This window comes from Bacillus suaedaesalsae (assembly GCF_016890225.1).
Classification (GTDB): Bacteria; Bacillota; Bacilli; order Bacillales; family SA4; genus Bacillus_BS; species Bacillus_BS suaedaesalsae.
This window is the reverse complement of record NZ_JAFELM010000003.1, coordinates 1-15190: the sequence shown is the minus strand read 5'-3', so window position 1 is coordinate 15190 and position 15190 is coordinate 1. Positions and strand designations below refer to the sequence as shown.

General features: G+C 34.8%; 12 protein-coding genes, 5 tRNA genes, 1 rRNA gene and 1 pseudogene. 18 read left to right on the top strand and 1 reads right to left on the bottom strand.

Translation table 11 applies throughout. The features are described from left to right. The 7 genes from rrf to rocF form a co-directional block, all read left to right on the top strand. A 5S ribosomal RNA gene (gene rrf / locus JR050_RS00665) occupies window positions 1-95 on the top strand; the annotation flags it as partial. A gap of 11 nt (window positions 96-106) precedes the next feature. Continuing rightward, window positions 107-181, top strand: a tRNA-Asn gene (locus tag JR050_RS00660). Window position 182: 1 nt separating this feature from the next. Further along, window positions 183-255, top strand: a tRNA-Thr gene (locus JR050_RS00655). Between the two features lie 17 nt (window positions 256-272). After that, a tRNA-Glu gene (locus JR050_RS00650) sits at window positions 273-344 on the top strand. An 85-nt stretch (window positions 345-429) separates the two neighbouring features. Continuing rightward, window positions 430-504, top strand: a tRNA-Gln gene (locus tag JR050_RS00645). A gap of 5 nt (window positions 505-509) precedes the next feature. Beyond that, a tRNA-Lys gene (locus tag JR050_RS00640) sits at window positions 510-582 on the top strand. Window positions 583-849: 267 nt separating this feature from the next. Then, window positions 850-1755, top strand: coding sequence for an arginase (gene rocF, locus JR050_RS00635; protein WP_204201593.1), 906 nt, complete (start codon window positions 850-852; stop codon window positions 1753-1755). Window positions 1756-1779: 24 nt separating this feature from the next. On the opposite strand, the gene JR050_RS00630 is transcribed toward rocF, so the two are convergent. Continuing rightward, on the bottom strand, window positions 1780-1947 hold the full coding sequence (locus tag JR050_RS00630) for an aspartyl-phosphate phosphatase Spo0E family protein (protein WP_204201592.1): 168 nt from the start codon (window positions 1945-1947) through the stop codon (window positions 1780-1782). A 180-nt stretch (window positions 1948-2127) separates the two neighbouring features. On the opposite strand from JR050_RS00630, the gene sigW reads away from it, so the two are divergent. The 11 genes and pseudogenes from sigW to JR050_RS20145 all read left to right on the top strand — a co-directional run. After that, window positions 2128-2691 (top strand): RNA polymerase sigma factor SigW, encoded by a 564-nt coding sequence (gene sigW, locus JR050_RS00625; RefSeq protein ID WP_204201591.1) that lies wholly within the window; start codon window positions 2128-2130, stop codon window positions 2689-2691. Window positions 2692-2707: 16 nt separating this feature from the next. Then, the gene (locus JR050_RS00620; RefSeq protein ID WP_204201590.1) at window positions 2708-3334 is read left to right on the top strand and encodes an anti-sigma factor family protein; all 627 of its coding nucleotides are present in this window, start codon (window positions 2708-2710) and stop codon (window positions 3332-3334) included. Between the two features lie 157 nt (window positions 3335-3491). Further along, window positions 3492-4313 (top strand): diadenylate cyclase CdaA, encoded by an 822-nt coding sequence (gene cdaA, locus JR050_RS00615; protein WP_204201589.1) that lies wholly within the window; start codon window positions 3492-3494, stop codon window positions 4311-4313. Beyond that, a complete protein-coding gene (locus JR050_RS00610) occupies window positions 4306-5538 on the top strand; it encodes a CdaR family protein (protein WP_204201588.1) in 1233 nt (410 codons plus the stop codon). The genes cdaA and JR050_RS00610 overlap by 8 nt, the downstream gene beginning before the upstream one ends. Window positions 5539-5578: 40 nt before the next feature. Continuing rightward, the gene (gene glmM / locus JR050_RS00605) at window positions 5579-6925 is read left to right on the top strand and encodes a phosphoglucosamine mutase (RefSeq protein WP_204201587.1); all 1347 of its coding nucleotides are present in this window, start codon (window positions 5579-5581) and stop codon (window positions 6923-6925) included. 413 nt (window positions 6926-7338) lie between these two features. After that, a complete protein-coding gene (gene glmS, locus JR050_RS00600) occupies window positions 7339-9141 on the top strand; it encodes a glutamine--fructose-6-phosphate transaminase (isomerizing) (RefSeq protein WP_204201586.1) in 1803 nt (600 codons plus the stop codon). A 271-nt stretch (window positions 9142-9412) separates the two neighbouring features. After that, window positions 9413-10159 carry a hypothetical protein gene (locus JR050_RS00595; protein WP_204201585.1) on the top strand — a complete coding sequence of 249 codons (747 nt, stop codon included), beginning with the start codon at window positions 9413-9415 and terminating at the stop codon, window positions 10157-10159. Beyond that, window positions 10156-10617, top strand: a complete 462-nt coding sequence (locus JR050_RS00590; RefSeq protein WP_204201584.1) for a hypothetical protein — start codon at window positions 10156-10158, stop codon at window positions 10615-10617. The genes JR050_RS00595 and JR050_RS00590 overlap by 4 nt, the downstream gene beginning before the upstream one ends. A 378-nt stretch (window positions 10618-10995) precedes the next feature. Then, a complete protein-coding gene (locus tag JR050_RS00585; protein ID WP_204201583.1) occupies window positions 10996-11400 on the top strand; it encodes a hypothetical protein in 405 nt (134 codons plus the stop codon). 1869 nt (window positions 11401-13269) lie between these two features. Continuing rightward, window positions 13270-14001 carry a hypothetical protein gene (locus tag JR050_RS00580; RefSeq protein ID WP_204201582.1) on the top strand — a complete coding sequence of 244 codons (732 nt, stop codon included), beginning with the start codon at window positions 13270-13272 and terminating at the stop codon, window positions 13999-14001. A 379-nt stretch (window positions 14002-14380) separates the two neighbouring features. Beyond that, window positions 14381-14638, top strand: a pseudogene (locus JR050_RS20145) (NAD(P)/FAD-dependent oxidoreductase); the annotation flags it as partial. Window positions 14639-15190: the final 552 nt, after the last annotated feature.

Sequence of the window (15190 nt, the reverse complement as noted above, 5' to 3'; positions counted from 1 at the left end):
GTCACACCCGTTCCCATTCCGAACACGGAAGTTAAGCTCTTCAGCGCCGATGGTAGTTGGGACTTTGTCCCTGTGAGAGTAGGACGTCGCCAAGCTTATTGATTATTCCACCATAGCTCAGCGGTAGAGCATTCGGCTGTTAACCGAAGGGTCGTAGGTTCGAATCCTACTGGTGGAGCCATGCTTCCATAGCTCAGCAGGTAGAGCACTTCCATGGTAAGGAAGAGGTCACCGGTTCGAGTCCGGTTGGAAGCTTCGTTATTACTAAATCTGGCCCATTGGTCAAGCGGTTAAGACACCGCCCTTTCACGGCGGTAACACGGGTTCGAATCCCGTATGGGTCATCAGTTGGGAGAAGTAAAAGAAAGGGTAACCTTGATCTTTTACCTCTCTCTTTCCTTTAATGGAATACACATACATAACATCTATTGGGCTATAGCCAAGCGGTAAGGCATCGCACTTTGACTGCGACATGCGTTGGTTCAAATCCAGCTAGCCCAGCCATTTTCGAGCCATTAGCTCAGTTGGTAGAGCATCTGACTTTTAATCAGAGGGTCGAAGGTTCGAGTCCTTCATGGCTCATCATAAAAAGAGGGCGAAATTCATATTTCGCTCTCTTTTTATTTATATAGGAATGGTATTTAAAGGTAAAAAGTGAAATATTTTGTATTACTCGAGAAAACAATAAATTTTCCTCAAAAATGAAAAGTCCGCCAGAATCCTCTCGTGATGACAAGACCAAAACTTCTTCTATAGTTTTTCCGTATATATATACATGAATTTGTTGAGTTGAGTCATTTAAATCATTCACGTTACAATAAATACAGGAGAATAAGGGGAGGTAGAATTATGGAGAGAAAGAATATATCAATTATAGGGGTACCGATGGATTTAGGCCAAGCTCGTCGTGGAGTAGATATGGGGCCAAGTGCGATCCGTTACGCAGGTGTAGTTGAGCGTTTAGAAGAATTAAACTATGAAATTAATGACCTTGGGGATGTTCAAATCGGTAGTCCACAGAGGTTAAACGAGGAATCTGTTGACAACTTAAGAAATTTGAAAGCGGTTGCGGAGGCAAGTGAAGCGCTAGCGAATGTAGTGGATCAAACCATTCATAATGGTAGTTTTCCTCTAGTACTTGGTGGAGATCATAGTATTGCAATTGGAACGCTAGCAGGTGTTTCGAAACATTACAAAAATCTAGGTGTAATCTGGTATGATGCACATGGAGATTTAAATACAGCAGAAACCTCTCCATCTGGAAATATTCACGGTATGCCATTAGCAGTAAGTTTAGGATTAGGTCATCCGACACTAACAAAAATTGGTGGATATGAGCAAAAGGTGAAGCCTGAAAATATCGTAATTATCGGTGCTAGATCTTTAGATGATGGCGAGAAAGAATTAATTAAGGAAAAAGGAATTAAAGTATACAGCATGCACGAAATTGATCGTATGGGAATGACGGCCGTTATGGAAGAGACGATTGCGTATCTTTCAGAACGTACAGATGGCGTTCATCTTTCACTAGATTTAGATGGACTTGATCCACATGATGCACCAGGTGTAGGTACACCGGTAATTGGTGGTATCAGCTATCGTGAAAGTCATCTCGCAATGGAAATGCTTGAGGAATCAGGGTTAATCACCTCGGCTGAGTTTGTAGAGGTTAATCCAATTTTAGATGATAAGAACAAAACAGCTTCAGTAGCGGTAGCGCTAATGGGGTCGTTGTTTGGGGAAAAATTAGTATAACAACATAAAAACAGTAGACGAATATTATCGTCTACTGTTTTCTTTATATAACTCAAATTGATTTAACATCTGATCAAGCGCTGTACTCGCTTGGACAACCTCAGGAGAACTAAAGCTGTAATTCGAAGCTAATCTGATTAATTCTTTTCTTTGATTTTCGATTTTATTAATGAGTAAGTTCAAAGTCTTCATGCTTTCTCCTCCTCATATGTACATTTGTACATTGTCTATATTATCTTATAGCCATTTTTTAACTTTTTTAAACATTGTACGATTTTTTTGCTAAAATAAAATATATAAAAAAAATAATGAAACCTTTTTATTAGATGATACGTATAAAAGGGATAGCCGCTTCATGCGCGGGGGGCGAATATGGAGACAATAGTAAAAAATCGAATACGACAGGTGAAAAACGGGGATCAAAATGCTTTTAGTGAGATCGTTGAGCTATATAAAGACAAGGTCTATATTCTTTGTTATCGAATGTTAGGAAACAGTCATGAGGCTGAGGATATAGCGCAGGAAGCCTTTATTCGTGCATATATAAACATTGATAGTTACAATATTGATAAAAAGTTTTCAACTTGGCTATATCGAATTGCAACTAATCTATCGATCGATCGTATAAGAAAGAAGAAACCTGACTTTTATTTAGATGCAGAAGTAAAAGGAACAGAAGGGTTGACGATGTATTCGCAAGTAGCATCAGATACGCCACTACCTGAAGAAGAAGTAGAGAGTCTAGAGTTACAACAAAGTGTACAAGAAGAAATATTAAAGTTACCAGAAAAATATAGAGCGGTTATTGTAATGAAGTATATAGAGGAGCTTTCGTTAAAGGAAATAAGTGACATTTTAGGTTTGCCAATAAGTACAATCAAAACGAGAATTCACAGGGGAAGAGAAGCACTCCGAAAACAATTAAGAGAAGTTTAATTTGAGGTGAAAAAACATGAAATGTGAACCGAAGTATATCGAATACATGCATGATTACTTAGATGAGGATTTAACAGAGGAACACGAACGTGAACTGCGAGATCACCTCGTTAAATGTTCGGAATGTCAACAGCATTTTCACGAGCTGAAGAAGACCATTGCTTTAGTACAAAGTACGTCGCACATACAAGCACCATCTGATTTTACCTCAAAAGTAATGCAAAGATTACCTGAGGAAAAGAAAATCGTTCAAGTAAAGCGTTGGATGAGAATTCACCCACTTGTTACAGCCGCAGCAGTATTTTTTGTATTAATGTTTGGTGGTATGTATCAAATGTGGAATGAAGATCAGGAGCTTGCTGTCTCAAAACAGCCAAATATTCGTATAGAGGATAACATCGTAATCGTACCTGAGGGAAAGGTAGTGGATGGTGATCTATTCGTTCGTAACGGGGATGTACGTATCGAAGGTGAAGTAAAAGGAAATGTGACCGTTATTAATGGCAAACAATACTTAGCTTCAGCAGGTAGTGTAACTGGTGAAATTAAAGAAATAGATCAAATGTTTGAATGGATCTGGTTCCATATCAAACAAGGAGTAAAAGAAACAACAGAATTTTTTAATCGTTCACATGAAAATTAGCCATCGAATCTAGATGGCTTTTTCTGTCTTGGTACGATTGTGGTATAATGGGTAAGTTAGCTAAGAAATGAAAAACTAGGTAATATGCCTTGTATAAGGGTATGACTAGAGTTTTTATATAATAGGGAATTGAAATAACTACAAAGGAAGTGTAAGAATGCTTTTTGAAGAATTCCCAATTCTACATTACCTTGGTAACGCCATCGACATTCTCCTAGTATGGTATGTGATTTATAAATTAATCATGGTCATACGAGGAACGAAAGCTGTGCAGTTATTAAAGGGAATCGTAGTTATTGTGATTGTACGAATACTTAGTAGCTTCTTTGGTTTACATACCTTGCAATGGCTTATGGACCAAGCGTTGACTTGGGGTTTCCTGGCCGTCATCATAATTTTCCAACCTGAGTTACGTCGTGCGCTTGAACAACTAGGAAGAGGGAAAATCTTCTCAAGAAGTACGGTAAACGAGGAAGAGGAACAAACACAGCTAGTAGAAGCAATTGTAAAGGCAACATCATATATGGCCAAGCGTCGAATCGGTGCCTTGTTATCAATTGAGCGTGAAACCGGTATGAGTGATTATATCGAAACGGGTATTCCGCTAAATGCAAAGCTGACATCGGAGTTATTGATAAATATCTTTATTCCAAATACACCACTTCATGATGGAGCCGTTATTGTGCAGAAGCATCAAGTATCAGCAGCCGCGTGTTACTTGCCTCTTTCCGAAAGTCCATTTATTTCAAAGGAATTAGGTACGAGACACCGAGCAGCTTTAGGAATAAGTGAAGTGACAGATAGTCTTACGATTGTTGTCTCAGAAGAAACCGGTAGCGTATCATTAACAAAAAATGGTGAGTTACATAGAGACTTATCTCCTGAAATGGTAAGTGAATTGCTGTCAAAAGAGATAGTGAACGCAAACAAAACTTCTTCTTCAGCTCGTTGGAATTGGATGGTGAAGAAAAATGGATAAGTTCATGGATAATCACTGGGTTGTTAGAGTCATTGCTCTATTATTTGCTCTCATGCTATACACATCCGTTAACATGGGTACACAATCTAAGCAAGTCGATACACCATTTAGCTTACCTCTAATGACAACGGAGAATGAGACTCTTACAGAGATTCCTTTATCGGTTTATTATGACCGAGATAACTATGTAGTCTCTGGCTTGCCTCAAACAGTTAACGTTACATTAGAAGGGCCGCGTAGTTCAGTACAACCAATTAAATTACAACGTTCAATCGAACCATATATTGATCTTGAAAAGTTAAAACCAGGGACACATGAACTAAAAGTACTGTATGAGGATATAAATGATAGTGTGAAAGTTACAATTGATCCAGCAGTTATTACATTAACCATTCATGAAAAGGTGGAAAAGGAATTTTCAGTAGAAGTAGATTATATTCATGAGTTAAATGATGGATACGCTTTAGACGAACCTATTGTAAATCCGAAAAATGTAAAAGTAATTGGTGCAAAAGAACAGGTTGAACAAATTGCTTTAGTAAAAGCAATTGTAGATCTGAAAGGTGCAGATGAGAAAATTAAACAAGAAGCACCTGTTGCTGTATATGATAGTGAAGGAAATCGTCTAGCGGTGGAAGTCGTACCTGCAGTTGTCGATGTAGAAGTTTCAATTATAAGTCCTAATAAGGTTGTTCCGATTTCATTTGTTCCAAAGGGAAAAGTAGAAGATGGTTACAGTTTAATTGGATTAGAAACTGCTGTAAAAGACATCACCATATTTGGTGCTAAAAAAGATATAGATAAAATTCAGGCGATTGAAAATATAGAAGTAGACGTAGAAGGAATTAGTGAGAGTACAACAATTGAAGTTGAAATTCCTGTTCCTAAGGGTTTAAAACAAATAACACCAACGAAAATTCCAGTTCAAGTAACTGTCGAAAAAAATGAATTACAGACTATAACAAACCTTCCCATAAAAGTGATAGGTATACCGAATTCTTTAAAGGCTATATTCCTTACTCCTGCTGAGGGAGTAGTAAATATTGAAATAGTAGGTGCGCCAACGCTCTTAAAGGATATCGATGAATCAGATTTTGATATATATATTGATGTAAATAACTTAGGCAGTGGTGAACATAAGGTAGATATTCAGGTGAACGGTCCAGAAGACTTAAACTGGACGTTAGCGACGAAAACTGCCACTGTACAAATTTCAAACGAATAAAAAAAATTCTTGAAGAGTTCATGAAGGAGCGACATAGATAATGGGTAAATATTTTGGTACTGATGGAGTACGTGGAATTGCAAATAGTGAGTTAACTCCTGAGCTAGCGTTTAAAGTAGGTCGTTTTGGTGGTTATGTATTAACAAAGGATCAAGCTCGTCCAAAAATTTTAATTGGCCGTGATACACGTATTTCTGGACATATGTTAGAAGGTGCATTAGTTGCAGGCTTGCTATCAATTGGTGCAGAAGTGATGCGTCTCGGTGTAATTTCAACTCCAGGTGTTTCTTATTTAACTAAAGCAATTGGTGCAAAAGCAGGCGTAATGATTTCCGCATCACATAATCCAGTTCAAGATAACGGTATTAAGTTTTTTGGACCAGACGGGTTTAAACTTTCTGATGAACAGGAACAAGAAATTGAAGATTTACTTGACCAAGAAGTAGATACATTGCCACGACCAATTGGTGGGGACTTAGGACAAGTTAGTGACTACTTTGAAGGTGGCCAAAAGTATCTGCAATACTTAAAACAGACAGTCGATGATGATTTCTCTGGGATACATGTCGCTTTAGACTGTGCCCACGGAGCAACTTCATCACTTGCGATGCATTTATTTGCTGACTTAGATGCAGATATTTCTACGATGGGGTGTTCACCTAACGGATTAAACATTAATGATGGGGTAGGTTCAACACATCCAGAAAAGCTAGCTGCAATGGTAGTAGAAAAAGGTGCTGACGTGGGGCTTGCTTTTGACGGAGATGGAGACAGACTAATTGCTGTTGACGAGAAAGGTCAAATTGTAGACGGTGACCAAATCATGTTTATTTGTGCAAAATACTTTAAACAAACTTCACAGCTAAAGCATCAAACAGTTGTGTCTACAGTTATGAGTAACTTAGGCTTTTATAAAGGTTTAGAAGAAAATGAAATCAAGACAGCTCAAACGGCTGTTGGTGACCGTTATGTTGTTGAAGAAATGAAAAAGAATGGATACAACTTAGGTGGAGAGCAATCAGGACATATTATTTTTCTTGATTATAATACGACCGGTGATGGTATGTTATCAGCATTACAGCTAGTAAATATTATGAAGATGACGAAAAAGTCATTATCTCAACTAGCGGGTGAAATGAAAAAGTTTCCTCAACGATTAGTGAACATCAAGGTTCGTGATAAGCACGAAGTAATGAGTAACAATGAGGTTGTTCAAGCAATTAAAGAAGCAGAAGCTGAAATGAATGGAAACGGTCGTATTTTAGTTCGTCCATCTGGAACGGAGCCGCTTGTCCGAGTTATGGCAGAAGCTCCAACAGAGGAAATGTGCCGTGAAGTGGTTGACCGTATCGCTTCGGTTGTCACAAAAGAAATGGGAATAGAATAATCTAATAACATACTATTTCTCTAAATATGCATAAGTGGATAAAGCCGCTTATGCATATTTTAAATTTAGAAAAATAGTAAAAAAATGGTTTATAATTGACGAAGTTATCAATTGTGTGTATGATTAACTTTGTGATTTTAACATCAAACTATAGAAAGGTGGATTGTAGGTTATTGTTTACTGAAGCGCCTGAACTAACCTTGAGCGAGTAAAGGTTAGTTGACGAGGAGGAGGTTTATCGAGTTATCGGCGGATGCCTCCCGGCTGACCCTAGTCACAGCCGAAAGTCTTTACGAAAACAGAGAGGTGACTTTCTGCACAAACGTAAGGATTTGACCTTAAAATCACACTATTTTAAGAAACAGGGGCATGGGGCCCCAGTCTTCCATGCCCCTCTAGGGAGGAAGTACACTATGTGCGGAATTGTAGGTTATATTGGTAAAGAAGATTCAAAAGAGATATTATTACGTGGTTTAGAAAAACTTGAATATCGTGGGTACGACTCAGCTGGTATCGCTGTAGCAAATGAAAATGGTGTTCATGTTTTTAAAGAAAAAGGTCGTATTGCATCTTTACGTGAAAGTGTAGATGCAAATGTAGTAGCACCAGTAGGGATTGGTCATACTCGTTGGGCAACTCACGGTGTACCTAGTAAAGTAAACTCACATCCACATCAAAGTAGCTCACAGCGTTTTACGCTTGTTCATAATGGAGTGATTGAAAACTACGATCACATTAAGCGTGACTATCTACAAGGAGTTACGTTCCAAAGTGAAACTGATACTGAGGTTGTTGTTCAGTTAATCGAGAAGTTTGTAAAAGAAGGTCAAGGAGTGGAAGAAGCATTCCGTGGTGCCTTAAAGCTTCTAAAGGGATCTTATGCAATTGGTCTATTAGATGAACAAAACCCAGATATTATTTTTGTAGCAAAAAATAAGAGTCCATTACTTGTTGGTTTAGGTGAAGGCTTCAACGTTGTGGCAAGTGATGCTATGGCAATGATTCAAGTAACAAACCAATATGTAGAGTTAATAGATAAAGAAATCGTAATTGTAACTCGTGAATCTGTAACGATTAAAAACCTAGAGGGAACAGTAGTTGAGCGTGCTCCTTACACAGCAGAGCTTGATATGAGCGATATTGAAAAAGGAACATACCCGCACTACATGTTAAAAGAGATCGATGAGCAACCACTTGTCATTCGTAAAATTATTTCTAACTACCAAAATGAAAACGGCGAACTAACCGTTGATGGTGATGTTCGTCAAGCGATGGTCGATACAGACCGTATTTATATTATCGCAGCGGGAACTAGCTATCATGCTGGTTTAGTTGGCAAGCAATATATCGAAAAGCTAGCGAAAATTCCTGTAGAAGTTCATATCTCAAGTGAATTTTCTTATAATATGCCGTTGTTATCTGAAAAGCCTTTATTTGTGTTTATTTCACAAAGTGGTGAAACAGCAGATAGCCGTGCGGTATTAGTTCAAGTAAAAGAAATGGGCTTTAAGTCATTAACGATTACAAACGTAAAAGGCTCCACACTTTCTCGTGAAGCTGACTATACGTTACTTCTTCATGCAGGTCCTGAAATTGCCGTTGCTTCTACAAAAGCATATACTGCGCAAATTTCTGTATTAGCGATTCTAGCTAGAGATGCTGCAAGAGCAAAAGGAATTGAAGTTGATTTTGACTTAAGCAAGGAATTAGGAATTGTTGCTTCTGTTATGGAAACACTATGTGACGACAAGGAAGAAATGGAGCAAATCGCACGCGAATACCTTGCAACAACACGTAACTGCTTCTTTATCGGACGCGGAATTGACTATTATGTTGGAATGGAAGGAGCTCTTAAATTAAAAGAGATCTCTTACATCCAAGCTGAAGGCTTTGCAGGTGGAGAATTAAAGCATGGTACAATCGCATTAATTGAAGATGGTACTCCAGTCATTTCAATTGCAACACAAGAAATCGTGAACTTAGGTATTAGAGGAAACGTAAAAGAAGTTGTAGCTCGAGGAGCTAACCCTTGTATTATTTCAATGAAGGGGCTAGAAGAAGCAGATGACCGTTATGTGGTTCCTGCAGTACATGAACTATTAACACCACTTGTATCTGTTATCCCAGTTCAATTAATTTCATACTACGCGGCACTTCATAGAGAATGTGACGTAGATAAGCCAAGAAATTTAGCGAAAAGTGTAACAGTAGAATAACTATAGAAAAACCTGAGCCGATTAATTGTGATTTACAATATAAAATGTCACAGATTATAAGATGATTTGTCATAGAATTATAATAAGAAATGTCATAAGACCAGTATTAACGGAACCTAGTTAATACTGGTCTTTTATTATTATTTCATCAAACTTAATATTAATTCAATTGGCAAGTTGGACAAGAATTAATTAATAAATTATAGTATATCTAATTATGTTATATTTTGTCATAATTTAGTTGTGTTCAATGGGAGGTGGCCGTTGAGTTTTGAAAAATAAAAATTGGAGTTCAGAGGATGTTTTATATATAGCGAAAAGAGAAGTTAATAATAAACAGAGTAAATATATAAAACATATTAGTGGTTATTTACATAGCCATAAGATGAATCGAAGAGTAGGGTATGAATCATTATGGGGAGAATGTTTATTTTATTACATAATAGAGCTTGATACAGGAACAATTAGATATTATGAACAACCTATAGAAGTTCCAGTTAAAGCTTTTAATGATGAAACAAAGCAATTAGATGAGTGGTATCACATTCCCGATGTCTTAGTCTTTAGGGAAGGAGAAAAACCTCATCTTTATCAGATAAAGGGGACTGAAAAAAAAGCATGGCAATTGCCTCATATACATACAGCTTGTCATAATTATGCTTCTAAAAATAATAGGGAGTATTCATTAATTGCTCCTAAAAGTGAACTTCCAGAAGTAATAAAATCCAATATGTTATTTCTTTGGAATTTCATAAAAATAAGGAAGAATTATGAACCATGGATAAAGGAAATTGAAGATAAAGTTTTAAATATATCCGAGATAACAGTATTAGATTTAGCAAAAAGTTTTTCTGCAAAAGTTGATTATCGTTTAATCTTACCTATTATTTGGCACTTAGTGAGTGTTGGGCGATTAAACACCGATATAAATAAACCCCTTGACCAACATAGCCTAGTAGTTATTGGTAACATCTCTTTCCAGATAGAGAGATATATTTCGTTGGAGGAAAAGATATGAAACTTATTCAATTAAAAATAAATGATGAATTTACATATTTTGGTTTGAAACACTCAGTTTTTTCTATTAAGCCTCCCAAAATATTGATACAAAGAATAGAGGGGGACAGACAAGTATATGAAGTGGAATATTTATCCTTAGTTTCAGATCCAAGCTTTTCACCTAGTGATGTTATTAAACAAAAAATAAGGAAAGAATCAAATAAAGTTCAGAGAAACAACACCGCATATTTAGACATGCTTCCTGAAAATAAAAGGGAAATTGTTTCAAAGAAGTATGAGATGATTAAACCTATTTTAATGTTAGAAAAAGTTAAAGAGGGAGATTTACTCTCTAGTATTACTTTCAAAGAGGTTTATAAAGATTTGTTAAAAAAAGAAGAGTCATTATCGAATATAACCAAAGAACTGCTTTATAACAGAATTTCTAAAACTCAGATGCAGTTTTGTCAGTATTAAAGAATAGCATTGAAGCAGAAATAGCTCCAATGGTTAAGGCTAGACCAGCAATTTTTAACCCTTTGTTCATTTCTGAAATCCCCTCTTAATCTATTAGATTGGTAATGTATTTAGTAACATTGTAAAAGGTTAAATTTACTCGAGTAATTTAGACAATAATTTACATGTTATAACACGATTATAAATTCCAATAACTTGAAAAGTAAACAGAAAAATGGAAATTGAAAGTTGGGAAAATTATACCGTTTTACCCTGTTTAAAGTAGCGTTTTTGGGGGTATGTTTCCCAACTTTTTTATGAAGGATTTATGTTAGCTATGAAGAATTAATATAGATTAATTACTTTTAAATTGAGTAAGACTTCACAGTTATTAGGGGGTTGGTTATTATTAAGAACTTATTTATTATTGCAACATTGGTAACGGTCTTAACAGGATGTCAATCAGATTTAGGAAAAGTTGTTAAAGGGAACATAACAGATAACCCTGAAAATATTGACGCATTGAATGTATTTGTTAATAAGGTTACAATGAAAGATAAAGCTAAAATTACAGTCTTAGGAAATGGTATTGAAGGACAAGAAGCTGAGGAAGTTCTAACTTTTAATGGTAAAGAAATCAAAGTGCATAGAACTATTGATGATAAATTTATTGAAGAATTTAATTGTTCTGGAATTCAAGTAAATGAGGAGGAGGAAGGAACAATAGTTTATACTTTACAAGAATGTAGTTGGGAAGAAAAGAACCAAGTTATGGACTACCCATTACTATCTGTAAAAGAGTAACTATAAATATATGAATATAAAGATTTTTAATTGCTAAATTGCTGATTTGAAGTTTTAGCACCCTATGGGATGCATATTTGACTTAGAAGACTCAGAAGCGAATAAATACGGTGCATGATCCAGGAAGGATTTATGCACCATTTTATTGATAAATTATGCTGGATAAAAATACTTTGCAATTGATTCTAATTCAAATTCAACATATACATTAAACAAAGAAATTGGTGTAATAAAAGGATTAGAACCAACATCTATTCCTCAAGAAAGTCTTACATTAAATTGCTAAGACGAAGGTACAAGAATATATTCATCAATAGAAGACAATGATATCCTGCTAGTTGATACAAATGAAAATGGTGTCTACGAGTATTTTAAGAAGCTGAAATAATCATAAAGTCTTACTTAACTAAAGGAGAAGTTTAGTGGAAGAAGGAAAATGAATAAATAAGGCGAATACCTTCTTAATACATATAGGAGATTATAGAAATGAATTTAATTAAAGGTTTACTATTTTGTGTTTTAATAACACTGATTTATATTGCATATCAGTTAACTATGATTAGGGATTTTATTGATTAATTTCTATTTAAACAAACAGGCTGCGGAAGCAGCTATTTCTTTTTGGACTAACGGGGAAGGATAGTGATTGGTTTGGAAAGTCAATAGACTCACTTTTTACTTCGATGCCGAGTTCTTTTAATACGAGTTTAGGAGGATTGGCTTTTTCTCTTTTTCTTTTAAATTTTTTATACGTTTAATCATTTGCTAGTTCCAACCACTATGGTTTATCTGTAGTGATTGCGTTGAGTTCAAACCCACTATTTTTGGCAGTACCATACCAGTGTTTTTACCATCGTGACTGAAAATAAAATCATCAACTATCTCTACATGTACTGAAAGTACTATAGCAAAACAGCTATCTTCATCAATCGGTCAAGCTTCTGCGCTTTGAAAACCTTATTGACTGGCATTTTAGCGTTTTAGTAAATTCAATGTACTGATTTATTTTATTTAGTTAGATTGGTCCTCACATGTCTTCTTTTAAACAGTACAGCTAATTGAATGGGTAAATTAAGTTAACTCGGAATACGGTGATCTACCAATAAGTAAACAATAAATTATAAATCATTTTTAATAATATTGGTATTGGGAAAGTTCATTAGAAATATAGTGAATAATCAATTCTAAATTACACCAATTTTCCCAATACACAGATAAGTATTACTTTGGTAGCATTAGATTGTAGGGATAAATTACCAATTTTATTCAAAAATAAAGGTGGGATATATATATAGTGGTTAATTGTAAATTTCTATTAGAATTTTATTAGATATTGCTTACTGATTAAAACCATATTCACCAAAAATCTCTTCTTAGAAGGAAAGCCTCTTAAAAAGTCGCAATTTTCACAAAGTTCTAGTTATTCATTTACAAAGTTTGAAAATGTTGCTAGATTATTAATGTCATCCAATAAATTAATGTGACTTAATTTCAAAAATGGTGGAAGGTGGTTGATTATTATTAAAAGGGCAGCTAAATTTTTTCAGTGGGTTGGCACCATAATTAGTTATGTGGTACTGATTTTGGTGGGGAGTCACTATCCAATAGCCAAAAGTACCCTAGTTACAATTATAATTGTTTCTACAATATTGGCGATTATTGGTACGTTCTTAGGTGATAGGAATATAATCGCCATTATATCTCTTATCACTCTATTATTAGCAGTGCTAATTTATTTCTACATTGGCAATGGAATACTATTTAAAATATCTGTGTTTGCTAGTTTAATATTTGTTATGGTTGATATTTATGTAAAAAACAGGTCTAGACCTCAGTCATAATTTCAAATGATGGGAGAGAAAAGAAAAAATGATAAAACGAGTAGTTTTTTGTATATTAGTTTTTGGATTAGTTTTTTCAAGCTTTAACTTTAATACAGTGGCTGCAAAAACGAAAAAAAATGATCCAAATAATGATGTCACAATAATAGATAACATAAAATATACGGTTATTGTAGATGAAAATGGAGAAAATATGCTCCAATTAAAGAATCTTCTTACTGGTGAAGTAGAATTTATTAAAACAGTTATTGAAGATAATGCACATACAAATTATGTTCTTTCGAGTGAAGGTGAAGTTATCCATAAAGTACAGTATTTTGAGGAAGAGGACAAACTTTATATCGATGAGGAACTTATGGGTGACGGTGGACAATCTTTAGCATCAATTGAAGACTCAGGTCCTGAATATGCAGCTTATGATCCAGGAGGTGCCGGTTCTAGCTGGAAATACCTTTCAACAACTTATGGTAGTAACGCAGAGAAGTTAACTCATCAATCGATAATGGTAGGTTTTGTTTCTGCAGCACTTATGTTACCTGCTTGGTATCAATTAGTTACTAATACTGTAAATGCTTTATGGTCTGCAGAAGTAACACAAATATGGTATAAGAGATATAACTATGTTGACGCATATGCAAACTATACTACATGTAGAAGAGCTAATAAAACTTATTTCTACCGTTACTCAAATTACACTGGGTACCTCTATAATACTAATCTAATAGTTCAACCAATTGATCCTTGTAATTCAGGTTATTAATTTTAAATTAATATCATTATTTTTAAGGATTAACAAAACTTAATATAAACTATTATTAGTAGTTACATCCTTGTGAAAAGTTTAATAACTAAAAAGGGAATCACTTATTTAATTAGTGGTTCCCTTTTACTATTGGACAAGATATAAAGAATCAATGAAAAAAGTTTAAGTAACGGGATGCAAGTAGCAAATTAATTTAAACGGAGTCTTTTGTATTTACAAAAGATATGGTTCAAAGATTGTGAAACCTTTCGCTTCAACTAACGGGGGCTATAGTTAAAGAAGGAATTTTGGTTTTAAAAAGGAATGTCTCCAAAAAAGAGACACTCCTATTTTATTTATTAAATAATTTACACTCTTAGGGTTAGGTCAGTTTAAGGAGACACAGGAATTCAAAACAGATGGAGCATTTATTTATATTGGACTGGTTCCATTAACAAAGCAGTTTAAGAACCTTGGGTATCTAATGTTGAAACCAATGAGTTAATGGAAACGAAAGTTCCATTGGTTTTTGCTGCTGGAGACATTCGAGAAAAGACTCTTAGACAAATTGTTACTGCAACCGGTTGATAGTAGTATAGCTGCACAGCAATCTCAACATTTTGTTGAAAGATTGTTAGAGACCATAAAGGAATAGAAGAATTAATATAAACCTTGTAAGGTATTTGCCTTAGAAGGTTTTATTAATTTTCAATTAAATAAAAGTCATATTAGTTGAAACTAAAACTCTTTGAAGAATGTAATAAACTTTGTTAAGGAAGAAAGGACTAAGATTAATGAAGAATTCTGTAAATAGGTAATTGAAAAAAAATATGCTGTGTAACCTCTAATAAGAGAACTCTTAATACATGAAAATGAATATTGTTATTTATATTGGTAAAAATATCCTCAAACAAGCGAGTATTTGGGGGTATATATATCAATACTTTTACTATTAGAATTAAACCACAACCAAACGAATCGCTTTTAAGTTATCTCGTTAGGTTATCTAATGCAAATGGGACAACCTTACATAGACTCATTAATAGTCTAAGTTGGAATACTAATAAATATTTTCAAGATGAAATGAAAATATTAATTGATTATTCCCCCTATAGCCATCCATGAAGCGCAAAAACCAGCGCTTCACCACAGAGAATGAAAATGGTTTTTTACTGTCAATACTGATTCTACGGCTGGGAGAGGAAGG

What these genes read in the sequence shown, in the direction of transcription:
- rocF (WP_204201593.1), top strand. Translation starts at nt 850, where the DNA reads ATGGAGAGAAAGAATATATCAATTATAGGGGTACCGATGGATTTAGGC.
- JR050_RS00630 (WP_204201592.1), bottom strand. Translation starts at nt 1,947, where the DNA reads ATGAAGACTTTGAACTTACTCATTAATAAAATCGAAAATCAAAGAAAA.
- sigW (WP_204201591.1), top strand. Translation starts at nt 2,128, where the DNA reads ATGGAGACAATAGTAAAAAATCGAATACGACAGGTGAAAAACGGGGAT.
- JR050_RS00620 (WP_204201590.1), top strand. Translation starts at nt 2,708, where the DNA reads ATGAAATGTGAACCGAAGTATATCGAATACATGCATGATTACTTAGAT.
- cdaA (WP_204201589.1), top strand. Translation starts at nt 3,492, where the DNA reads ATGCTTTTTGAAGAATTCCCAATTCTACATTACCTTGGTAACGCCATC.
- JR050_RS00610 (WP_204201588.1), top strand. Translation starts at nt 4,306, where the DNA reads ATGGATAAGTTCATGGATAATCACTGGGTTGTTAGAGTCATTGCTCTA.
- glmM (WP_204201587.1), top strand. Translation starts at nt 5,579, where the DNA reads ATGGGTAAATATTTTGGTACTGATGGAGTACGTGGAATTGCAAATAGT.
- glmS (WP_204201586.1), top strand. Translation starts at nt 7,339, where the DNA reads ATGTGCGGAATTGTAGGTTATATTGGTAAAGAAGATTCAAAAGAGATA.
- JR050_RS00590 (WP_204201584.1), top strand. Translation starts at nt 10,156, where the DNA reads ATGAAACTTATTCAATTAAAAATAAATGATGAATTTACATATTTTGGT.
- JR050_RS00580 (WP_204201582.1), top strand. Translation starts at nt 13,270, where the DNA reads ATGATAAAACGAGTAGTTTTTTGTATATTAGTTTTTGGATTAGTTTTT.